The sequence below is a fragment of the Neisseria sp. HMSC065D04 genome (genome assembly GCF_001815675.1).
Taxonomy (GTDB): domain Bacteria; phylum Pseudomonadota; class Gammaproteobacteria; order Burkholderiales; family Neisseriaceae; genus Neisseria.
Genome location: NZ_KV821499.1, coordinates 30863 through 50990, shown reverse-complemented (window position 1 = coordinate 50990; position 20128 = coordinate 30863). Strand labels below are relative to the sequence as shown.

The 20128-nt window shown below is 52.7% G+C and carries 21 protein-coding genes and 1 pseudogene; 14 read left to right on the top strand and 8 right to left on the bottom strand.

Going from position 1 to position 20128, the window contains the following annotated elements; genetic code table 11:
- Positions 1–76 precede the first annotated feature (76 nt).
- Positions 77–2257 (bottom strand): TonB-dependent siderophore receptor, encoded by a 2181-nt coding sequence (locus HMPREF3050_RS04825; protein WP_070773746.1) that lies wholly within the window; start codon positions 2255–2257, stop codon positions 77–79.
- Between the two features lie 487 nt (positions 2258–2744).
- Here HMPREF3050_RS04825 and HMPREF3050_RS04820 point away from each other — a divergent pair, with 487 nt between their 5' ends.
- Complete coding sequence (locus HMPREF3050_RS04820) at positions 2745–3164, top strand: YidB family protein (protein WP_070773745.1); 420 nt, start codon at positions 2745–2747, stop codon at positions 3162–3164.
- A gap of 12 nt (positions 3165–3176) precedes the next feature.
- Here HMPREF3050_RS04820 and HMPREF3050_RS14795 read toward each other — a convergent pair.
- Positions 3177–3284, bottom strand: a pseudogene (locus tag HMPREF3050_RS14795) (IS5/IS1182 family transposase); the annotation flags it as partial.
- Between the two features lie 58 nt (positions 3285–3342).
- Positions 3343–3981, bottom strand: a complete 639-nt coding sequence (locus tag HMPREF3050_RS04815; RefSeq protein ID WP_070773744.1) for a DedA family protein — start codon at positions 3979–3981, stop codon at positions 3343–3345.
- Between the two features lie 178 nt (positions 3982–4159).
- On the opposite strand from HMPREF3050_RS04815, the gene hda reads away from it, so the two are divergent.
- The 8 genes from hda (at position 4160) to HMPREF3050_RS04775 (ending at position 9592) form a co-directional block, all read left to right on the top strand.
- The gene (gene hda, locus HMPREF3050_RS04810; protein WP_003763115.1) at positions 4160–4828 is read left to right on the top strand and encodes a DnaA regulatory inactivator Hda; all 669 of its coding nucleotides are present in this window, start codon (positions 4160–4162) and stop codon (positions 4826–4828) included.
- A complete protein-coding gene (locus tag HMPREF3050_RS04805; RefSeq protein WP_070773743.1) occupies positions 4825–5493 on the top strand; it encodes a histidinol-phosphatase in 669 nt (222 codons plus the stop codon). The genes hda and HMPREF3050_RS04805 overlap by 4 nt, the downstream gene beginning before the upstream one ends.
- Before the next feature lie 192 nt (positions 5494–5685).
- The gene (locus HMPREF3050_RS04800; RefSeq protein WP_070773742.1) at positions 5686–5985 is read left to right on the top strand and encodes a TonB family protein; all 300 of its coding nucleotides are present in this window, start codon (positions 5686–5688) and stop codon (positions 5983–5985) included.
- 10 nt (positions 5986–5995) lie between these two features.
- Positions 5996–6316 carry a divalent-cation tolerance protein CutA gene (gene cutA / locus HMPREF3050_RS04795; protein ID WP_049226225.1) on the top strand — a complete coding sequence of 107 codons (321 nt, stop codon included), beginning with the start codon at positions 5996–5998 and terminating at the stop codon, positions 6314–6316.
- Between the two features lie 132 nt (positions 6317–6448).
- The gene (gene panD, locus HMPREF3050_RS04790; protein WP_003767516.1) at positions 6449–6832 is read left to right on the top strand and encodes an aspartate 1-decarboxylase; all 384 of its coding nucleotides are present in this window, start codon (positions 6449–6451) and stop codon (positions 6830–6832) included.
- A gap of 87 nt (positions 6833–6919) precedes the next feature.
- The gene (kdsA, locus tag HMPREF3050_RS04785; RefSeq protein ID WP_003767526.1) at positions 6920–7762 is read left to right on the top strand and encodes a 3-deoxy-8-phosphooctulonate synthase; all 843 of its coding nucleotides are present in this window, start codon (positions 6920–6922) and stop codon (positions 7760–7762) included.
- Between the two features lie 219 nt (positions 7763–7981).
- Positions 7982–8533, top strand: a complete 552-nt coding sequence (locus tag HMPREF3050_RS04780) for a hypothetical protein (RefSeq protein WP_246830223.1) — start codon at positions 7982–7984, stop codon at positions 8531–8533.
- Between the two features lie 219 nt (positions 8534–8752).
- On the top strand, positions 8753–9592 hold the full coding sequence (locus tag HMPREF3050_RS04775; protein ID WP_070773740.1) for a DUF4198 domain-containing protein: 840 nt from the start codon (positions 8753–8755) through the stop codon (positions 9590–9592).
- An 83-nt stretch (positions 9593–9675) separates the two neighbouring features.
- Here the strand turns inward: HMPREF3050_RS04775 and fghA are convergent, their stop codons facing one another.
- Positions 9676–10524, bottom strand: coding sequence for an S-formylglutathione hydrolase (gene fghA, locus HMPREF3050_RS04770; protein ID WP_070773739.1), 849 nt, complete (start codon positions 10522–10524; stop codon positions 9676–9678).
- A 449-nt stretch (positions 10525–10973) separates the two neighbouring features.
- On the opposite strand from fghA, the gene HMPREF3050_RS04765 reads away from it, so the two are divergent.
- A complete protein-coding gene (locus HMPREF3050_RS04765) occupies positions 10974–12686 on the top strand; it encodes a proline--tRNA ligase (protein ID WP_070773738.1) in 1713 nt (570 codons plus the stop codon).
- A 325-nt stretch (positions 12687–13011) separates the two neighbouring features.
- On the opposite strand, the gene HMPREF3050_RS04760 is transcribed toward HMPREF3050_RS04765, so the two are convergent.
- From HMPREF3050_RS04760 to HMPREF3050_RS13320, 4 genes are all read right to left on the bottom strand, one after another.
- Positions 13012–13452: a ubiquinone anaerobic biosynthesis accessory factor UbiT gene (locus tag HMPREF3050_RS04760; RefSeq protein WP_070773737.1), complete on the bottom strand. Its 441-nt coding sequence runs from the start codon at positions 13450–13452 to the stop codon at positions 13012–13014.
- The gene (locus HMPREF3050_RS04755) at positions 13439–14356 is read right to left on the bottom strand and encodes a U32 family peptidase (RefSeq protein ID WP_070773736.1); all 918 of its coding nucleotides are present in this window, start codon (positions 14354–14356) and stop codon (positions 13439–13441) included. The genes HMPREF3050_RS04760 and HMPREF3050_RS04755 overlap by 14 nt, the downstream gene beginning before the upstream one ends.
- Positions 14357–14368: 12 nt before the next feature.
- Positions 14369–15376 carry a ubiquinone anaerobic biosynthesis protein UbiU gene (locus HMPREF3050_RS04750; RefSeq protein ID WP_040564456.1) on the bottom strand — a complete coding sequence of 336 codons (1008 nt, stop codon included), beginning with the start codon at positions 15374–15376 and terminating at the stop codon, positions 14369–14371.
- Between the two features lie 343 nt (positions 15377–15719).
- Positions 15720–16124 (bottom strand): hypothetical protein, encoded by a 405-nt coding sequence (locus HMPREF3050_RS13320; RefSeq protein WP_003778993.1) that lies wholly within the window; start codon positions 16122–16124, stop codon positions 15720–15722.
- A 367-nt stretch (positions 16125–16491) separates the two neighbouring features.
- On the opposite strand from HMPREF3050_RS13320, the gene HMPREF3050_RS04740 reads away from it, so the two are divergent.
- The 4 genes from HMPREF3050_RS04740 (at position 16492) to cah (ending at position 20126) form a co-directional block, all read left to right on the top strand.
- Positions 16492–16986, top strand: coding sequence for a hypothetical protein (locus HMPREF3050_RS04740; RefSeq protein WP_003756439.1), 495 nt, complete (start codon positions 16492–16494; stop codon positions 16984–16986).
- Between the two features lie 143 nt (positions 16987–17129).
- Positions 17130–18188, top strand: a complete 1059-nt coding sequence (gene dinB, locus HMPREF3050_RS04735; RefSeq protein ID WP_070773734.1) for a DNA polymerase IV — start codon at positions 17130–17132, stop codon at positions 18186–18188.
- Between the two features lie 130 nt (positions 18189–18318).
- A complete protein-coding gene (locus tag HMPREF3050_RS04730) occupies positions 18319–19050 on the top strand; it encodes a phosphoadenylyl-sulfate reductase (protein WP_070773733.1) in 732 nt (243 codons plus the stop codon).
- A 317-nt stretch (positions 19051–19367) separates the two neighbouring features.
- Positions 19368–20126 carry a carbonic anhydrase gene (gene cah / locus HMPREF3050_RS04725; RefSeq protein WP_070773732.1) on the top strand — a complete coding sequence of 253 codons (759 nt, stop codon included), beginning with the start codon at positions 19368–19370 and terminating at the stop codon, positions 20124–20126.
- The last annotated feature ends 2 nt before the right edge of the window (positions 20127–20128 follow it).

Genomic DNA, 20128 nt, shown 5'->3' with positions numbered 1-20128 from the left:
TCGCCTTGTCCTGATTTTTGTTAATCCACTATAGATTTCAGACGACCTTCAAGAATTACAGCAACCCCAAACCCCGTCAAAACTTATACCTAAGCGTCCCCGACAAACTCCTCGGCTGGCCGTAGTCGTGGTACGCCGTGTCCATGCGGTAGCGTTTGTCGAACACGTTGTCGAAGTTTAGTGTCAGATTGGCGTTTTTGGAAATGTCGTACTGCGCGGTCAGGTCGACCACGGCGAAGGATTTTTGGCTGGAGAGGACGCGGGCGCGTTCTTTGGCTTCATCGTCGTCAAACTCGATATTGCTGAGGTCACTGTATTTGTCCACAAAGGTCTTGCTTTGCCAGCGCACGCCGCCGCCGAGGGTCCAGCGGGTTTTGGGCAGGCGGTAGGTGGTGAAGAGTTTGAAGCTGTGGCGCGGGTCGTATTGGCTGTTGGGCCGGTTGCCGTTTTCTTCGCGGGTCAGGTGCGACTGCACGCCCGCGCTGATGTCCCAGCCTTCGGCGGGCGAGCCGCTGATTTCGGCTTCCCAGCCGTGGGCTTTGGTATTCGCTGCGCGGTAGTAGGTGTCGTCGTTGTCAAATTTGCCCGCTTCGACGGGGACGTTGCGCCGTTTGGATTGGAACACCGACAACGAGGCGTTCAGACGGCCTTCGAGCCATTCGCCTTTCAGTCCAGCCTCGACGGTGCGGCCGGTAATCGGATCGATGGGGCGGCGGTTGATGTCTGTTTCGCCGTTTTCGTGCGGCTTGAACAGGCGGCTGTAGGAGGCGTAGGCGGAGAGGTTGCCGGTGAGGTCGTAGGTGATGCCGGCGTAGGGGGCGAAGCGGCCTTCTTTGGCTTCCGTATTCGGGCTGCCGCCAACCGGTATGGCTTGGTAATGGTAGCGGGCGTAGTTGGCGCCCAAAAGCAGCGAGAGTTTGTCGGTGGCGTGCAGGCGGGTGGCGGCATAGCCGCTGATTTGGCGTGTCGCGATGGTGTCTCCCTCCCATTTCCAGTCGTTGACGGAAGCGATGGCGGGATAGTCGCGGCGGCGTATGAAATCGTAGATGTCGTCTATGGAAGAGTTGCCTTCAGGGTTTGCCCAGGCGCGTTTGTCCCGCGCGCGGTAGCCTCCGATGCCGAATACGGCTTCGTGTTTGCGCCCCCATAAATCGTATTGCCCGTTGAGCTTGAAGCTGAAGGCATGGCTGACGATATTGTCGGCCATTTTATAAAAATTGGCTCTGGCCGAGCTGTCGTCGTGCCTGAGATAGTTGTATGGGGCGTCACCCATACCGGGATTGAGGGTTTTCTCACGGTTGTAGCGGTATTCCAGCTTGGCTTTCCAGTTGTTTTCAAAGCGGTGTTCCAGTCCGGTAAAGAGTTCCGTCGCGCGTTCCCTATAGCTGCTGCCTTTGATTTTGTTGTTGTCACGGATGCCGAGGCGGGTTGGGTAGCCTGCGCTATCGTAAACGGGCAGGTCCCCGCCGTAAAATTCTTTTTCTCGCGCGCGCTGGTGGTTGATGCCGGCGTAGGCGGTGGTTTGCGGCGAGAAATCGTATTCGGCAATGCCGTAAACCATGTCGGAGCGGTCGCGCGAACCCTCGGTCCAATGCCGCCCGCCCTCGGCGTTGATGACGGCGCGGCCGCGCAGGCTGCCGCTCGAGTTGAGCGGTCCGGACACGTCGGCCTCGGCATTCCAACGCCGCCATCTGCTGATGCCGACGGAAATTTCAGCCTGCCGCTCTTTGGTCGGACGCTTGCGTACCAGGTTCACCGTCGCGCTTGGGTCGCCCACGCCGCCCTGCAAGGCGGAAGTGCCGCGCACGACTTCCACCCGCTCGTACGCGCCCGAGTTCAGCAGTTGGTTGCCGTCGATTTCGGTGGTCATGCCGTCTATCTGGTAATCGTTGACCTTCTCGCCGCGCGCATACATGTTGGTTACCGCATAGCGCGAACTTGCCGGATTGCCGCTGATACCGTTGACCCATGAGAGCGCGTCGTAAACGCTGCGCTTGCCTTGGTCCTTCATCTGTTTGTCGGTTACCACGCTCACGCTCTGCGGCACCTCGCGCAGCGTCAGCGGCATCCCCGTCGCGGCGTAAGTGCCCGAAGTGGTATAGCCCTTGTTCAACGACTTCTGCCGCTTACCGCGCACGGTAACAGTGGAAAGGGTGACTGCTGCCGGTTCGGCATCGGCGGGAACGTATGCGTCTGCCGCCTGCGTGCAGACAGGCAGGATAAGTAACAGCGGCGCGCTCAAATGGTAAAACTTCATTGCTACAAATTCTCCTTTTCAAGTTCAAACAATAGATTGATAGGATTGATAATAATTTTTGTATAAAAACTGGTAATTTTGTTTCATTTTGTTTTATGCGGAAGACGGGGTAGAAAAATGCGAAACGGGCAGGACGCTATGATGCGGTGAACAGGCATAGGAAAAAGAAATGACAGAGGGTTTGTAAAAGTTTGGAAAGGGGATATTGAATACCGTCATTTCCACCCCAGTCTACGCGAAGACAGGCTGAGACGAGAATCCAACACTTTGGATTTCTGGAATCTCTGGAAAATTACTGCAGCCCAAAGGGCCCTTCGGATTCCCACTTACACGGAAATGATGGGTTGTAAATTTCAGACGACCTTTACTTTTGTACCAGCTCGTCAATTCGCTGTTGAATTGGGTTAAATTGGCAAACAAGCGTCGGAATTTTGTTACACTCTGGTTTCTTTACACTTCACACTCACACATCACATAAGGAGGCTTTATGGCATTAATGGACAGTTTGTTGAACGTGGCGGCGCAAGCCTTGGGCGGCAAAGATGAAAACGGACAAAGCTCGCTGACCGACATGGCGATGAATTTGGTACAACAACAAGGCGGCGTGGGTAATCTGATTAATCAGTTGCAACAAGGCGGGTTGGGCGATGTATTAAATAGCTGGGTTTCCAATCAACAAAGCAACCTGCCCGTATCCGGCAGCGATTTGCAAAACGCTTTGGGCAGCGATGCCATCAGCCAAGTGGCGCAAAAATTCGGTCTCGACAGCCAGCAAGCCGGCGATATGCTGGCGCAGATTCTGCCCAATCTGGTGGACAAAGCCACGCCGAACGGTTCGGCGCAAGATGCGGACGGATTCGGTTTGGACGATATTGCTTCGGCGATATTGAAGAACTTCACCAAATAAGCAGTACGAAAAATATAGTGGATTAACTTTAAACCAGTACGACGTTGCCTCGCCTTGCCGTACTATCTGTACTGTATCTGCGGCTTCCGCCTTGTCCTGATTTAAATTTAATCCACTATACAAAAAGGTCGTCTGAAAAACGTTTTCAGACGACCTTATCTTATGGTTCAAACAGTTTTTATTTCTTCGCCGCCCTTTTCGCGCGGATGACTTCGACCACGCCCGGCAGGATGGAAATCACGATAATCGCGACCATCACCAAAGCCAGATTGTTTTTGACAACCGGAATATTGGCGAAGAAATAGCCGGCATAGGAAAACGACAAGACCCACAATACCGCGCCGATGATGTTGTAGCGGATGAAAGTGCCGTAGTGCATACTGCCCATGCCCGCAACAAACGGGGCGAACGTCCGCACAATCGGGACGAAGCGGGCGATGATGATGGTTTTACCGCCGTGTTTTTCGTAGAACGCGTGGGTTTTCTCCAAATACGACTGGCGGAAGATTTTGGAATCGGGGTTGGCAAAGAGTTTGCGCCCGAAAAACTTGCCGATCATGAAGTTGGCGGCATCGCCCAAAATTGCGGCGGCCAAAAGCAGCGCAATCATGACATGAATATTCATACTGCCGACCGCGGCAATCCCGCCCGCGGCAAACAGCAGCGAATCGCCCGGCAGAAACGGCGTAACCACCAAGCCCGTTTCGCAGAAAATAATCAAAAACAACACCGCGTAAATCCATACGCCGTATTGCGCGGAAATCTCGACCAAATGCTGGTCGATGTGGAGGATAAAATCAATAAGGGTCGAAATCACGAGATTTTCCTGAAATAAAAAAGACAGAGATCGTCTGAAAACAGACGCGTTGCCAAATGTCCGCCATTGTATATGAAACCCATGCCACGTGCCCCTTTTTCAGACGACCCCGCGCCTTGATACGCGCTGACAAAACAACGTACAATAAACCCGATTCCAACCCATCCGGTATGCCTTTGTGAACCAGCTTATTTTCGACTTCGCCGAACGCGGCTATCCCGGTTTCGACAAATTCCTCGGAACGGAAAATGCCGAACTGGTCTATGTGTTACAGCATAAACACGACCCGTTTATCTACGTCTGGGGCGAAGAAGGCGCGGGCAAAAGCCACCTGCTGCGCGCGTGGGTCGCCCAAGCGCTCGACGCGGGGAAAAAAGCCGTCTATATCGACGCTGCCGCCACGCCCCTGACCGAAGCCGCCTTTGAAGCCGAATACCTCGCCATCGACCAAATCGAAAAACTGGGCAACGAAGAACAAGCCCTCCTGTTTGCCGTATTCAACCGTTTTCGCAACAGCGGCAAAGGCTTTCTGCTGCTAAGCTCCGAACACACGCCCCAACAGCTCGTCATCCGCGAAGACTTGCGCACCCGCATGGCGTACTGCCTCGTTTACGAAGTCAAACCCCTGACCGACCAAGAAAAAATCGACGCGCTCGTCAGTATGGCCGCAGCGCGCCAAGTAACCATAGACCCCGAAATCTTCGAATACCTGCTCAACCACTGGCGGCGCGACATGGACAGCCTGATGCAGATGCTCGACACGCTGGACAACTACGCCGTTACCATGGGCAAACGCATCACCCTGCCGCTTCTTCGCCAGCTTCTGAAACAACAGGAAACCCAATGAAAAACCTCGCCATCTTCGACCTCGACAACACCCTCATCAACACCGATTCCGACCACTCTTGGCCGCAATACCTCATCAAAAAAGGGCTGGTTGACGCTGCCGAAACCGAAGCGCAAAACGAAAAATTCTACCGCGACTACCAAAACGGCTGCCTCGACATCGACGCCTTCCTCAAATTCCACCTTGCTCCGCTTGCCCGTTACAGCAAAGAAGAGCTGGCGGAATTTCACCGCGAATTTATGGCAGAGTTCATCACGCCCCACATCTCGCCCATGCAGCGTATGCTGGTGCAGAGCCACCAAATGGCCGGCGACGAAACCCTCGTCATCTCCTCGACCAACGAGTTCATCATCACCCCCATCTGCCACCTTTTCGGCATTACCAACATCATCGGCACCCAACTCGAAACCGGTGCCGACGGCCGCTACACCGGCAACTACATCGGCACGCCCAGCCTCAAAGAAGGCAAAATCACCCGCCTGAACCAATGGCTCGCCGAACGCGGCGAAACGCTCGAAAGCTATAGCAAAACCTATTTTTACAGCGACTCCAAAAACGACCTGCCGCTGCTGCGCCTCGTCAACGAACCCGTCGCCGTCAACCCCGATGCCGAGTTGGAAAAAGAAGCCAAAGCAAAAGGTTGGCCGATATTGAACTTCAAATAAGTAAAACCGCACCCGCCGCCCAAACGGGCGCAACTCCGTAGCGTGGGCTTAGCCCACGAAAAACAAAGGGTCGTCTGAAAATAGCCCAACCCCGTAGCGTGGGCTTAGCCCACGAAAAACAAAAGGTCGTCTGAAAACAAATCAAAAACAACCCCCTAAACCCGCTACAAATCTACAAATAAGGAAAACAATATGTCCATCCGCGCCGTCATCCCCGCCCTGCTGCTTGCCTTCGCCCTACCCGCAACCGCGCAAACCGTCAACCCGGCAGAATACGCCCCCGCATCCCAAAATCCCGCACAACCCATCAAACCCGTCAAACTGTCCATCTTGGTTTCTCCCGAAGGCAAAGCCGTAGAAGTCAGCATCCTCGAATCCAGCGGTTATGAAGGACTTGACGAAACAGCCGTGGCAACCGCCAAAAAAGACAAATACAAAGCCGCCGGATACTGGGTGAAATATAAAGGAACCATCGAGTTTAAAAACCAATAGGTCGTCTGAAATGTCCGCGTTCAAACCCGTCATCGTTACCACCACCGCACCGACCCGCGAAGAAGCCGAAAAAATCGGCAGCCTGCTTTTGGAAAAACACCTCGCCGCCTGCGTGCAATACGAAACCATCACCAGCCAATACCTTTGGAACGGCGAAATCTGCCGTGACGACGAAATCCGCATCACCATCAAAACCTCGCGCCACTGCTACCGCGAAATCCAAAAAACCATCATCGCCAACCACAGCTACGAATGCCCGCAAATCCTGATGCAAAACGTATCGCGCGGATACGCCCCCTATTTGCGCTGGCTGAAGCAGAGTTTAGGTTGATAAAACAGCCGCGCCGTCTGAAAAACGCTCAAGCATCATTATGAATTTACAGGGAAGTCCACTATAATGACGGCTTTTGATTTTCAGACGGCCTTACGTCTGCATCCGCAATCCCAAACCAAAAGGAAACCCATGTTCCGCACCATGCTCGGCGGCAAGATACACCGCGCCACCGTTACCGAGGCCGACCTCAACTACGTCGGCAGCATCACCATAGACCAAGACCTGCTCGATGCCGCAGGCATCCTTGTTAACGAAAAAGTCGCCATCGTCAACAACAACAACGGCGAACGCTTCGAAACCTACACCATCCCCGGCGAACGAGGCAGCGGCGTCGTCTGCCTCAACGGTGCCGCCGCACGGCTCGTCCAAAAAGGCGACATCGTCATCATCATGTCCTACGTCATGCTGTCCGAACCCGAAATCGCCGCGCACGAACCCAAAGTCGTCCTCGTGGACGAACACAACAAAATCCGCGACATCCTCTCCTACGAGCCGCCGCACACCGTCCTATAAAACACAAAGGTCGTCTGAAACCGCAAAATCCGCTTTCAGACGACCTTTCAGCCATTTTCAGACGACCTTCGAGAAAGCCCCATCATCATGAACATCCGCATCAACAACCTCACCGTCGGCAACGACCTCCCCTTTACCCTGTTCGGCGGCATCAACGTCCTGGAAGACCTCGATTCCACCCTCAAAGCCTGCGAACAATACGTTAAAGTGACCGACAAACTCGGCATTCCCTATGTTTTTAAAGCCTCCTTCGACAAAGCCAACCGCTCCTCCATCCACTCCTTCCGCGGCGTCGGCTTGGACGAAGGCATGAAAATCTTCCAAGCCGTCAAACGCGAGTTTGACGTACCCGTCATCACCGACGTCCACGAACCCTACCAATGCGCCCCCGTGGCAGAAGTCTGCGACGTCATCCAACTGCCCGCCTTTCTCGCCCGCCAAACCGACCTCGTCGTCGCCATGGCAAAAACCGGCAACGTCATCAACATCAAAAAACCCCAGTTCCTCAGCCCCTCGCAGATGAAAAACATCGTCGAAAAATTCCAAGAAGCGGGCAACGGACAAATCATACTGTGCGAACGCGGTGCCAACTTCGGCTACGACAACCTCGTCGTCGATATGCTCGGCTTCGGCGTCATGAAGCAAACCTGCGGCGGCCTGCCCGTCATCTTCGACGTAACCCACTCCCTGCAAACCCGCGAATCCGGTGCGGCCGCATCCGGCGGACGGCGCGCGCAAGTGCTGGATTTGGCGCTCGCCGGCATGGCAACCCGCCTCGCAGGCCTCTTCCTCGAATCGCACCCCAACCCCGACCAAGCCAAATGCGACGGCCCCAGCGCCCTGCCGCTCGCCCAGCTGGAAGACTTCCTGACCCGCGTCAAAGCCGTGGACGAAACCGTCAAATCCTTCGCGCCTATGGACATCCGTTAATGCGGCATGGCAAACGAAAGGTCGTCTGAAAATTGAATCGTCGGTTTACCTTGTGTAAACTGACGGTCAGGCGATTTTGTATTTCAATCGATTTTTCGATATAAAACAGTAAATACACAAACCATCAACATTGTGGGCAAACGCGAAAACCCCAAAAAACGGATTCGCCGCCTGCGCCCGATTCTTCAACTGCTCATTACAACATATAAGGAAAACAATATGAAAACATGGAAAACCCTACTTGGCGCCGCCGCGTTCACCTTGACCCTGACTTCTGCCGCCGTGGCGGAGACGGCTTATGTACCGGGTCTGCACGTTACCGAACCCAACCAGCTCGTTACCGCCAAAAAAGTCAAACGCAAAGACTTGTTCGGCATGTGGGGCAACACCAGTAAAAACGCTGACGGCTCCCTGCTCAACGCCAGCCTGATGCGCCCCGACGGTACCGGCCGCGACCTAATCCATTTCCAAGCAAATTCCGGCGATACGACCACCATTACCCAAGACTTCAAATGGAAATTCAGCCGTTGGAGACAAGAATTCCGTCAAACCATAACCAACTACACCGTCAGCCACAACGATGGCGCGCCCGAACAAAAATCTGACGAAATCGGCAAAACCGTCAAATTCAAGGTTCCGCTGCTGCTGAAGCTGGAAGGCAAACCCAACGTATTGGAAATGACCAATAAAGAAGGTACGGACAGCGTCCGCTATTACCGCTACAACGAAGAAGCCATGCCTGATCTGCTGAAAAAACTGGAAGCGCAATAATCCATCTTCCCAATACTGAAAGGTCGTCTGAAAACCTGATTTCAAGGTTTTCAGACGACCTCTTGTTTTCTGTTGTCCCTTTAAGGATTTCTAGTTCTTTGTAACTAAAAACAATCATCAATAATATTTACATTTTGAAATAAAAAGAGTAAGGTTGCCTTGCTTTTCGGGCTTTCCGTTGGCTTTTGAACCGTAAACAATCAAATTTGAGGAAGAAACATGAAAAAATTATGGATACTTGGCGCATTGGGCTTGAGCATGGCGGCGCAGGCGCATGATTTGTGGGTGTCGGCTCCGGTGCGTTTGGATTCGGGCAGTACGTTGAAAGCAGATTTGGGTTACAGCCATGATTTCCCGAATGTTGAAAAAATCGCCGACGACCGCGTGCATATTTTCAAACCGCTGCAATTGACGGACAAATCCGGAAAAACGGTCGATTTGACGAATAAAGGCGAAAATTACCAATATGTTTCCAAATCCCGCCTGAAAGACGGCTCGTATTGGGTCGGCGCGGTGTACAAACCGACGTTCTGGTCGCAAAACAGCGAAGGCTGGAAACAGAAAACCTTGAAAGACCTGCCCGGCGCGACTTATTGCGAACAGGCTCAGATGTTCGGCAAAGCGTTTTTGCAAGTGGGTGGCGCAGGCTTGGATGAAAGCGTATTGACCCGTCCGGTCGGTCATGAATTGGAACTGGTGCCGCTGAAAAATCCGAATGAAGTCAAGGTGGGCGGTCTGTTGCCGGTTAAAGTGCTTTATAAAGGCAAACCGTTGGCAAAAGCGACGGTAACGGCAAGCTCGGATACGCTGGCGGAAATGGACTTGGCGGCGACACACGACCACCGCGAGCCGCAAGGTTTTTCAGGGAAAACGGATAAAGACGGCGTCGTCAACGTGATTCCTTTGATTGAAGGTTTGTGGAAAATCAAAGCCGCCCATCAGGCGGATTATGCCGATAAAAGTGTTTGCCAACAAGACAATGCCTATGCAACGCTAATTATGCCCGTCGGAACGAAACGCGCGGCTGAACGGCATGAACACCATCATCATCAACACTAATTGAGTGTGAAAGATCAAAAAGGTCGTCTGAAAAGGTTTTCAGACGACCTTTCTTTATATAGTGGATTAAATTTATAGTGGATTTACAAACCCAATGCCTCAGCATGAAACTCGATATGCGAGTCGATAAAGCTGGCGATGAAGAAATAATCGTGTCCGTAGCCGGGGCGGACTTTGTATTGCACGTTGAAGCCGTTGGCGCGGGCGGCGTTGATGAAGGCTTCGGGTTGCAGTTCGTCGGGGAACAGCGGATCGGCGCCGCCTTGGTCGATGAGTATCGGCAGTTTGCGGGAAGCCGTCTGAACGAGCGATGTGCTGTCGTATGCCTGCCAAGCATCCGACTCCTTGCCCAGATAGGCGGCAAATGCCTGCTTTCCTCCTCGACTGGCAGTCGGATGGCACAAGGGCGCGAATGCGGAAACGGCGGCATAGCGACCGGGATTTTTCAGGGCGATGGAAAGTGCGCCGTGCCCACCCATGCTGAAACCTGCAATGCTGCGCTCTTGGGTGGCGGGGAAATGCCGTTCCACCCAATCGGGCAGTTCGCGGCTGATATGGCTGTACATCCGATAATGTGCCGCCCACGGCTGTTCGGTCGCGTCAATGTAAAATCCCGCGCCCTGTCCGATAAATTCGTTCGCGCTGTCGCTGATATGGCTGCCGCGCGGCGAGGTGTCGGGAAAAACGACGATGATGTTCCATTGCGCGGCGAAACGCTGGATGCCGGTTTGACGTATCAGTTCCGAGCCGTCGCCGTGCAACCCCGACAAGAAATACAAAACCGGCGCCGGATAGCCTTTCAATACCTGCGGCGGCAGGTAGATGCCGAAAGTCATATCGGTTTGACAGGTTTCGGAAAAGCAGCGGTATTGCTCTTGATGGCCGTTGAACATTTTGGCACGGGAAAACAGGTGTAATTCGTGTGCGGACATAGATAGGATGGCGTGAAAACAGTGAAGGCATCATCTTAACAGAAAGACCGCGTTACGGGCTTTTAAAAACCTATCGAACGGTATGGTTTCAGACGACACCAATCTATACACAAACTCTGTGGATAAGTTTGTTGATAAGCTTTGGGTAATCGGAATTTTTGCTTTTGGAACAACCCAAGCCTTTCGGTGCTTAAAAAATAGTCAAATAAAATACAATAAAATCAATTGGTTATAAAAATAAAAAATTTCAAAGTCTTTATGGGAAAAATTTATAAGCAAAACAAGCCAATGCGGGATTGTGTATAAAAAGTGATTGACACGCCCGATAAATGTCAAATGAGTTGACTGAACAAGCAAGGCAGCGGCTGTCGCCCTATGGGGAAAAACTTCAATCCCCCTGCCTTTCGCGTTACAATACGCGCTTACTTTTTTACACAGAAAAACACACCATGAAAGCCAGCCAATTTTTCATTTCCACCCTGAAAGAAGCCCCCGCCGAAGCCGCGCTTGCCAGCCACAAGCTGATGATTCGCGCCGGTCTGATTAAAGCCAATGCATCCGGCCTTTATACTTGGATGCCGATGGGGCTGCGCGTGTTGCGCAAAGTCGAAAACGTCGTGCGCGAAGAAATGGCGCGCGCGGGCAGCGTGGAGTTGCTGATGCCGGTGGTGCAGCCTGCCGAGCTGTGGCAGGAATCCGGCCGCTGGGAATTTTACGGTAAAGAACTGCTGCGCCTGAAAGACCGCCACGAACGCGATTTCTGCATGGGTCCGACCTGCGAGGAAGTCATCGCCGACATCGTGCGCAAAGAAATCAACAGCTACAAACAGCTGCCGAAAAACTTTTACCACATCCAAACCAAATTCCGCGATGAAGTGCGCCCGCGCTTTGGCGTCATGCGCGCGCGCGAGTTCGTCATGAAAGATGCTTATTCCTTCCATGCCGACTACGCCTCGCTTCAGACGACCTATGATGCCATGTACGACGCTTACTGCCGCATCTTCACCCGTCTGGGCTTGGAGTTCCGTCCCGTCGCCGCAGACACCGGCAGCATCGGCGGCACCGGTTCGCACGAGTTTCAAGTGTTGGCGGAAAGCGGCGAAGATGTGATTGCATACAGCGACACTTCCGATTACGCCGCCAATGTCGAGCTGGCACCGACCTTGCCGCTCAAAGGCGAACGCGCGGCCGCTCAGGCAGAGCTGGCCAAAGTGCACACGCCGAACGTCAAAACCATTGATTCATTGGTTGACTTCCTCAGCATTCCGATTGAAAAAACACTGAAATCCATCGTGGTCGAAGGCGAAAACGAAGGCGAAATCGTCTTATTGCTGTTGCGCGGCGACCATGAGTTCAACGACATCAAAGCCGAAAAACTCGCAGGCGTGAAATCGCCGCTGACCATGGCAGCCCCTGCCGCCATCCGTGCGCAGTTCGGCGCAAACGGCGGCTCGCTCGGCCCTGTCGGCTTCACAGGCAAAGTCTATGCCGATTTCGCCACCGAGAAAGGCGCGGACTGGGTTATCGGCGCGAACGAAGACGACTACCACTATACCGGCTTCAACTTCGGCCGCGACGCCGCCGAGCCTGAGTTTGTCGATTTGCGCAACGTCGTCGAAGGCGACGAAAGCCCCGACGGACAAGGTCGTCTGAAACTGGCGCGCGGCATCGAAGTCGGACACGTTTTCCAATTGCGCGACAAATACACCCAAGCCATGAACGTGAGCTTCCTCGACAACAACGGCAAATCGCAAATCATGGAAATGGGCTGCTACGGCATCGGCATCACCCGCGTCGTTGCCGCCGCCATCGAGCAGAACAACGACGAAAAAGGCATCATCTGGACCAAAGCGATGGCGCCGTTTGAAGTCGTTATCGTGCCGATGAACTACAAAAAATCAGATGCCGTGCGCGAAGCCGCCGACAAAATCTACGCCGAACTGCTGGCCGCAGACGCAGACGTCCTCCTCGACGACCGCGACGAACGCGCAGGCGTGCTGCTGAACGACTCCGAGCTTCTGGGCATCCCACACCGCATCGTCATCGGCGACCGCGCCCTGAAAGAAGGCAATGTCGAATACGCCGAACGCCGCGACAATCAGGCACAAACCGTGGGCTTGAATGAAATCGCCGGCAAAGTATTGGCTGCATTGAAGGACTGATGACGGTTTAAGCCGAATGCAGATGAAAGAAGGTCGTCTGAAAACTGGAAACAGGTTTCAGACGACCTTCTTTATTGTGAAATCAGAGGATTAACGGATGAATGCTTTGCCTTTAGCAAACATACTTAACTTTAAATCCAGCATGTCATCAAATTCCGTCATTCCCGCGCAGGCGGGAATCCATCGTCAAACCTGATAAACCTTGATTTGAAAAACAGTTTCTGAATTTCAAAAATGGATTCCCGCCTGCGCGGGAATGACGGCAACTGGTAAGTTGCGTATCAAAAATAAAGTCTTTCAGCTCTATTTCTGAACGAATCCGTATTCAATCGGACAACTGCCGTTTCAAAAACCAATCGCCGAACGGCCAGTCCACGCTGTCGAGCAGGTTTTTGGTAATCAGCCCCAGCTCGGTATCGCCTTCGATTTGCAGTTTACGGTTGAAAAACAAAGTATCCGGGTCTTCCTCGCGCATCATCATGCGCATAAAGTCGATGCCGTTGGCGGCAAGGCGCAAATCGGGCGTGCCGAAGAAGTTCGCATCGATGAATTTTTCGGCATTGGCGGTGAAACGCACCTTGATGCCCGCGTCCAATACGTCGATTTCGAATTTTTTGCCGTCAAACAGGCTCATGTCGGCGGGCAGCAATCCGCGTTTGAGCATAGTGTTGAGGGCAAAAACCAAAGCGAAACGCGGCGGCCTGCCCGGTAATTTACCACCGATTTTTCCCGCCCATGCGGGCAATACGATTTCAGGCAACGCCATAATATTCCTCCTTCACGGCTTCGATACCCGGCTGGCCGTGCCAATAGCCGTCCACCAGCGTGCCGGTGGTCAGTCTTTCCAATTCGGGCAGCGCGTCCGCCAAGGCGGTTTTGCCGTCCAATACGTCGCGGTGGATACGGACGATTTCCGCCATGCCGTGCATTTGCGGCGACAGGCGCAGCATGTTCACGCCGATTTGCCGCAAATCTTCATGGTGCGGCAGCAGGTTTTGGCAGCCGTAAGACATGGTTTGGATGCCGTTAATGGTTAAAAACGGTTTTCCTTCGCGGGTATTCATATCCATGCCTTGCTCGTAATCTAAGCAGCGGAATTCGCAGCCGTCTTTGTTCAGGTTGTAATGTCGCGCGGTAAAGCAGCGCGACGAATAAGCAAGCGGCATTTTGCCCCAAGCAAACAATTCCGTTTCGATGCCGTCTGAAGCCTTGATGATTTCGGCAACTTTGTCGCGGCTCAACTCGGACGGCGCAATCCAGCGGTATGCGCCCAGTTTTTGGAACAGCGCCAGCGTGCTTTCGTTGTAAATATTCAGGCTGGCGCCGGCGACAAACGGAATGCCGTGTTCGCGCGCCAGCTTGACCGCGCCCATGTCGTTGGCTTCGACTTTGAATTTGTCCTGCCCTGTGATTTTGCGCAGGCGTTTCAAATCGGATTCGCTTTCCAGCAGCACCTGCGACGACAAAATAATTTCCTTGCCGCTTTCCGCCAAATCTTCCGCCAGGCTGACCCAGTCGGCAAAACGCATTTTCTGGCGGCGCGAACACACCACTTCGCCTAAATAAATGGTATCCACCGGCGCATCCAGCATGGCGGCGTAAAATTCCAGCAGCGCTTCCTTCTGCCAGAAAAACAAAACCGGCCCCAATGATAGTTTCATCGGATTCATTTTCCCTCCCCCTTATTTCCACGGACGGCTGTATGCGCCCAAGGTCGTCTGATGCCCTTCCGAAACCTTGCTCAGCGCGTTGTTCCACACCGGATTGACTTTGAAATGCGCCGGATCGGCAGCGGCCGCGTCCAAAGCCTGCCGCAGCGATTTGGTTACCTGCGCCGTGTACATCGGGCTGCGCTGGCGGCCTTCGATTTTGATGGCGGACACACCGATTTTGATGAGTTCGGGCAGCATTTCCAAAACGTTCAGGCTGGTCGGCTCTTCCAGCGCGTAATAGGTTTCATCATTGACTTCAAAACGGCCTTTGCACAAGGTCGGATAGCCTGCCGGTTCGTCCGGTTTGTACTGGTCGATTAGCACCTGATTCAGCCGCACGTTCATACGGTCGGGCAACTGCTCCCAGCGTACGGCTTTGGCAGGCGAACACACGCCCTGCATATTCGGCGATTCACCCGTCGCATAACTCGACAAAATGCAGCGCCCTTCCACCATCACACACAAACTGCCGAAACCGAACACTTCGATTTCTACATCCGTATTGTCAATCACATGCTTGACCTGATCGACCGTTAAAACGCGCGGCAGCACGGCACGGCGGACTCCGAACAGTTCCTTCATCATATTGATGGCTTCGTAATTGGTCGCCGACCCCTGCACCGACATGTGCAGCCTCAAATTAGGATGACGCTCGGCGGCGTAAGCCATAATCGCAGGGTCGGCGACGATTATCGCGTCCGCACCCAGTTGCACTGCCGTATCGACAGCCCGATGCCACCGCTCGATTTGCCCCGCCTGGGCAAAAGTATTGATGGCCATCAGCACATTACGGCCGCGCGCATGGGCGTAAGCCACCCCTTCCTGCGCCGACTTCATATCGAAATTCAGTCCCGGAAAATTGCGCGCATTCGTCGCATCTTTCAGCCCCATGTACACCGTGTCCGCGCCATTGTCCACCGCCGTCTTCAAAGCGGGCAGATTACCGGCGGGACAAACCAACTCAGGGATTTTCGGCATTTTGCGTTCCTCGACTCTTGTAGTTTGTTATTCGAAAATCAATATCTAGTATGATTTCGGGTATTTTAGAGATTTGAACACAAGATATTATGATTTAAATCAATTGTGAAATCAGGTTTGGATAACGTATGTTTTAGTTAACATAATTTAACTATGTTAAATATCAATCTAATCAGCGGGTTATCTTTTCCAATTTGATAATATGAGATTAGTTATTATCTATTAAATTTATAGATTTTTACAATAAAAGGTCGTCTGAAACAGGTTTCAGACGACCTTTTATGTACTCAACGCGAATAATCGCACCTAGGGCTAAAATTATTCATTCGCAGCCCCAAACTGCCTATCTCCTCCATTCACTCCAACAGTCCATAATGGTACGCGGATGATTTTGAACCAGTTGTTTATAAAAAATAGCGAATCCGTCGGCTTTGGGATAAAAATGATAAGCAACTTGACTTCCATCCGCTCTAAACTCCAGCCGCCAAACATGAGTACCGAAAAGGGCCATCATCGTCCTACTCAAATAAATCAAATCTTGAAGAGGATGACGTGCTTTGATTTCACTGCCTTCACAAATGAAAATCTCGTTTTTGCCAAAATAAATCCGTTCGTTATCCAATAAATTACCGAGACTGATGCAGATGAGCGGTTCGTTTTCCCAAATGATTTCAGGCGCTGGCCGTACTCTGCGGGCAATCAGGATGAAAATGAAGCATCCGACTAAAAATATAAAAATGTATGCCATAGCTGATAAACTGAATAAATGATGATGAAACGCGGATAATCATATGGCAAATTTGCGTATTGGAAAACTCATTATCAATATCTTAATATTGTCTTGAGTGATCAGCCTTGCCGACAAATTTCTCTTATAGTGGATTAAATTAAACCAGGACGGCGTTACCTCGCCTTAGCTCAAAGAGAACGATTCTCTAAGGTGCTGAAGCACCAAGTGAATCGGTTCCGTACTATCTGCACTGTATCTGCGTTCGTCGCCTTGTCCTGATTTAAATTTAATCCACATAATGAGCCAAATAAATAAAAATAAGAATTGATTGCATTTATATTTTGAACTAAGATAGCCCATATTTCACACCTCGTCTGAAACGACCATGCGCTACCATTTCCCGATTTCCGTCGATATGTACGACTTTCTGACCACAGGCCGATTTGATTATCTGGAGATCGGGCAGACGGCGGAGATGATCCTGCAAATGTTCCCTGCACCCGAATGCGTGCCCAAAGGGCTTTTGGTAAAAAAGGGGTGGAATATTTGGCTCTACGGCGATATCGAATTGCATTTTTCAGACGACCGCCTAACTCAAATCCGAGCGGACTTCCAACCCGGCACCTCGCTGAACGGCGGGCGTTGGTTAAGCTTAAATCCTTGGTTTTTCAGGCACGCGGACAAGCTTGATTTGTATTCCGCCATTGCCAAACTCGTACAACACCATATCGACTTCATCAAAATCGATACGCCTTCCGCCCTGATTTTGCGTTTGCAAAGCGGCGTAGAGCTGATGTTTGAAAAGTGCAATGGGCAGCGTCTGTTCGCCTTTTGCAAACAAAAGACCACCCTACCCCAATGGGCGCATGAAACGGCGTAGGTTCGAGCCATCGGGCAAATCTGCAAAGTCTGTTTGTTTTCTCTGATAAAAGGTCGTCTGAAAACCAAATGCCGTTTCAGACGACCTTCCCCTATCGTTTTCCGCTAAAATACCCGTCTCTTTTTTCTTCACAACCGTCTTCAATGTCCCAGCGCAAAATCATCCATATCGACATGGACGCGTTCTACGCATCGGTAGAACTGCGCGAGCAGCCGCATTTGAAAGGGCTGCCCGTGGTCGTCGCATGGGAGGGCGCGCGTTCGGTGATTTGCGCCGCATCGTATGAGGCGCGGCAGTTCGGGCTGCATTCCGCGATGTCGGTGGCGACGGCGAAAAGGCTGTGTCCGCAAGCGGTGTATGTGCCGCCGCATTTTGATTTGTACCGTCAGGTTTCCGCGCAGATTCATGCCGTATTCAGGCGTTATACTGATTTAATTGAACCCCTGTCGCTGGACGAAGCCTATCTTGACGTGACCCATAATTTCAAAAACATCCCTTACGCCAGCGAAGTTGCCAAAGAAATCCGCGCCGCCATTTTTGCAGAAACCGGCCTGACCGCTTCCGCAGGCATCGCGCCGAACAAATTTCTAGCGAAAATCGCGTCGGACTGGCGCAAGCCGAACGGGCAATTCGTCCTGCCGCCGCACAAAGTCATGGCTTTTTTGGAAACCCTGCCCTTGGGCAAAATCCCCGGCGTGGGCAAAGTCACGCTGAAAAAAATGCAGTCGCTGGGCATGCAGACGGCGGGCGATTTGCGCCGTTTCGAGCGCGGCGAACTGTTAAACCATTTCGGACGCTACGGCTACCGCCTTTATGATTTGGCACGCGGTACGGACGAACGCCCCGTCAAAGCCGAACGCGAGCGCCTCCAAATCTCCACCGAAATCACCCTGCCCGAAGACCTGTCGCTCGAACAGGCAGCCGGACACCTGCCCCACCTTGCCGAAGACCTGTGGCGGCAAATCACGCGCAAAAACGTCGAAGCCAAAGGCGTAACCCTCAAGCTGAAAACCCATGATTTCCGCATCATCACCCGCTCCCTGACCTACTCTTCCGTCCTGCCCGACACCGACGCCCTGCTTTGCGCCGCGCAAACCCTGATGCAGCGCGTGCCGCCCCAGCGCGAAGACGCTTTCCGTCTCATCGGCATAGGCGTGAACCACCTCGTACCGAAAGACCAGCAGCAATCGCTTTGGTTATAAAGAAATAGAAAAGCATTCTTTCCCCTTCGCGCGAGACCGCCCGACAATAATGTTCCGTACAAACTTTCAGACGACCCCTTTTGCCGCAAGAGGGGTCGTCTGAAAACAAAAACCAAGGAACAAGCTAACCATGTCCCTCTTCCGTCCCCAGCTTTGGCGCATCCCGACGACAGGCGAAGTCGAACGGCGCCGGCTGCCCGAGTTGACCGCCACGCTCGAAACCCGCCTCAAACACATCGCCCGCCGTTATCCGCAAGCCGTTTTCGCCTCCAGCCTTGCCGTCGAAGACATGATCATTACCGACGCCATCTGCCGCCTGAAACTCCCCCTGCGCATCATCACCCTCGACACCGGCAAGCTCAATCCCGAAACCGCCGCCCTGATTACCGCCGTCAACGTCCGCTACCAAACCGAGCTGGAAGTTTTCCACCCCGACCCCGAAAGCGCGCGGCAGTTTGAGCAGGAATTCGGCGCAACCGCTATGTACGACAGCGTCGAGCTGCGCCGCCGTTGCTGCCACATCCGCAAAATCGAGCCGCTCAACCGCGCCCTGAAAAACGCCCCCGCCTGGCTGACCGGACAACGCCGCAGCCAATCGGCAACCCGCAGCGAATTGGATTTCGAAGAAACCGATCACAACCGCAACATCGCCAAGTTTAACCCCATTTTCGACTGGGAAGAAAACGACGTCTGGGCATACGCACAAGCCTACGACGTCCTGCTCAATGCCTTGTATTTCCAAGGCTACCCGAGCATAGGCTGCGAACCCTGCACCCGCCCCGTCAAAGCAGACGAAGACATCCGCGCCGGACGCTGGTGGTGGGAAAGCAAGGACAGCAAAGAATGCGGCCTGCACAAATAACCCTTGTCAGGCAAGGCAAAAGGTCGTCTGAAAAACCGAAATCAGGTTTTCAGACGACCTTTTTCACGATTCGGCATTTCTTAAATTTTTAAGGGGTGAAAAATAGGCATTTTCTATTTCAAATTATTATCAATTTTCAAAACGACAATATCGTTTTTTAAAAAATGAATTCGCCTTAACTTCATAGCCTTAACAGAATTAACCCAAGAAGGCTTGACCTAATGATTTAATATGGCTATGGTTAAATAAAAAATAACAATAATCTACATACGCACCGCAATGCTTTTTCCCCTCCTCCTCACAGAAAGGATATTGCAATGCCCTGCTTGAACCTCACGCTGCCTCGCCTGACTGTTTTCCTGCTGTCCACCTTCGCAGCATTCTCCGCCGCCGCACATGGAAACCACACCCATTGGGGCTACACCGGACACGACTCCCCCGAAAGCTGGGGCAATCTGTCTGAAGAGTTCCGTTTGTGTTCCACAGGCAAAAACCAATCCCCCGTCAACATCACCGAAACCGTCTCCGGCAGACTGCCTGCCATCAAAGTCAATTACAAACCGAGCGCGGTTGACGTGGAAAACAACGGCCACACCATCCAAGTCAACTATCCCGAAGGCGGCAACACCCTGACCGTGAACAGCCGCACCTACACCCTGAAACAATTCCATTTCCACGTCCCCAGTGAAAACCAAATCAAAGGCCGCACCTTCCCGATGGAAGCCCACTTCGTCCACCTAGACGAAAACCGCCAGCCTTTGGTATTGGCAGTATTGTACGAAGCCGGCAAGACCAACGACCGCCTCGCACCTATATGGAACGTGATGCCGATGAAAGAAGGAAAGGTAAACCTCGACAAAGCCTTCGACGCCGGCACCCTGCTGCCGAAACGGCTGAATTACTACCGCTTTGCCGGTTCGCTGACCACGCCGCCGTGCAGCGAAGGCGTATCGTGGCTGGTATTGAAAACCTACGACCACATCGACCAGGCGCAGGCAGAAAAATTCACCCGCGCCATCGGTTCGCACAACAGCCGCCCCGTCCAGCCGCTTAACGCGCGTGTTGTCATCGAATAAAC

What these genes read in the sequence shown, in the direction of transcription:
- HMPREF3050_RS04825 (WP_070773746.1), bottom strand. Translation starts at nt 2,257, where the DNA reads ATGAAGTTTTACCATTTGAGCGCGCCGCTGTTACTTATCCTGCCTGTC.
- HMPREF3050_RS04820 (WP_070773745.1), top strand. Translation starts at nt 2,745, where the DNA reads ATGGCATTAATGGACAGTTTGTTGAACGTGGCGGCGCAAGCCTTGGGC.
- HMPREF3050_RS04805 (WP_070773743.1), top strand. Translation starts at nt 4,825, where the DNA reads ATGAAAAACCTCGCCATCTTCGACCTCGACAACACCCTCATCAACACC.
- HMPREF3050_RS04800 (WP_070773742.1), top strand. Translation starts at nt 5,686, where the DNA reads ATGTCCATCCGCGCCGTCATCCCCGCCCTGCTGCTTGCCTTCGCCCTA.
- cutA (WP_049226225.1), top strand. Translation starts at nt 5,996, where the DNA reads ATGTCCGCGTTCAAACCCGTCATCGTTACCACCACCGCACCGACCCGC.
- panD (WP_003767516.1), top strand. Translation starts at nt 6,449, where the DNA reads ATGTTCCGCACCATGCTCGGCGGCAAGATACACCGCGCCACCGTTACC.
- kdsA (WP_003767526.1), top strand. Translation starts at nt 6,920, where the DNA reads ATGAACATCCGCATCAACAACCTCACCGTCGGCAACGACCTCCCCTTT.
- HMPREF3050_RS04780 (WP_246830223.1), top strand. Translation starts at nt 7,982, where the DNA reads ATGAAAACATGGAAAACCCTACTTGGCGCCGCCGCGTTCACCTTGACC.
- HMPREF3050_RS04775 (WP_070773740.1), top strand. Translation starts at nt 8,753, where the DNA reads ATGAAAAAATTATGGATACTTGGCGCATTGGGCTTGAGCATGGCGGCG.
- fghA (WP_070773739.1), bottom strand. Translation starts at nt 10,524, where the DNA reads ATGTCCGCACACGAATTACACCTGTTTTCCCGTGCCAAAATGTTCAAC.
- HMPREF3050_RS04765 (WP_070773738.1), top strand. Translation starts at nt 10,974, where the DNA reads ATGAAAGCCAGCCAATTTTTCATTTCCACCCTGAAAGAAGCCCCCGCC.
- HMPREF3050_RS04760 (WP_070773737.1), bottom strand. Translation starts at nt 13,452, where the DNA reads ATGGCGTTGCCTGAAATCGTATTGCCCGCATGGGCGGGAAAAATCGGT.
- HMPREF3050_RS04755 (WP_070773736.1), bottom strand. Translation starts at nt 14,356, where the DNA reads ATGAATCCGATGAAACTATCATTGGGGCCGGTTTTGTTTTTCTGGCAG.
- HMPREF3050_RS04750 (WP_040564456.1), bottom strand. Translation starts at nt 15,376, where the DNA reads ATGCCGAAAATCCCTGAGTTGGTTTGTCCCGCCGGTAATCTGCCCGCT.
- HMPREF3050_RS13320 (WP_003778993.1), bottom strand. Translation starts at nt 16,124, where the DNA reads ATGGCATACATTTTTATATTTTTAGTCGGATGCTTCATTTTCATCCTG.
- HMPREF3050_RS04740 (WP_003756439.1), top strand. Translation starts at nt 16,492, where the DNA reads ATGCGCTACCATTTCCCGATTTCCGTCGATATGTACGACTTTCTGACC.
- dinB (WP_070773734.1), top strand. Translation starts at nt 17,130, where the DNA reads ATGTCCCAGCGCAAAATCATCCATATCGACATGGACGCGTTCTACGCA.
- HMPREF3050_RS04730 (WP_070773733.1), top strand. Translation starts at nt 18,319, where the DNA reads ATGTCCCTCTTCCGTCCCCAGCTTTGGCGCATCCCGACGACAGGCGAA.
- cah (WP_070773732.1), top strand. Translation starts at nt 19,368, where the DNA reads ATGCCCTGCTTGAACCTCACGCTGCCTCGCCTGACTGTTTTCCTGCTG.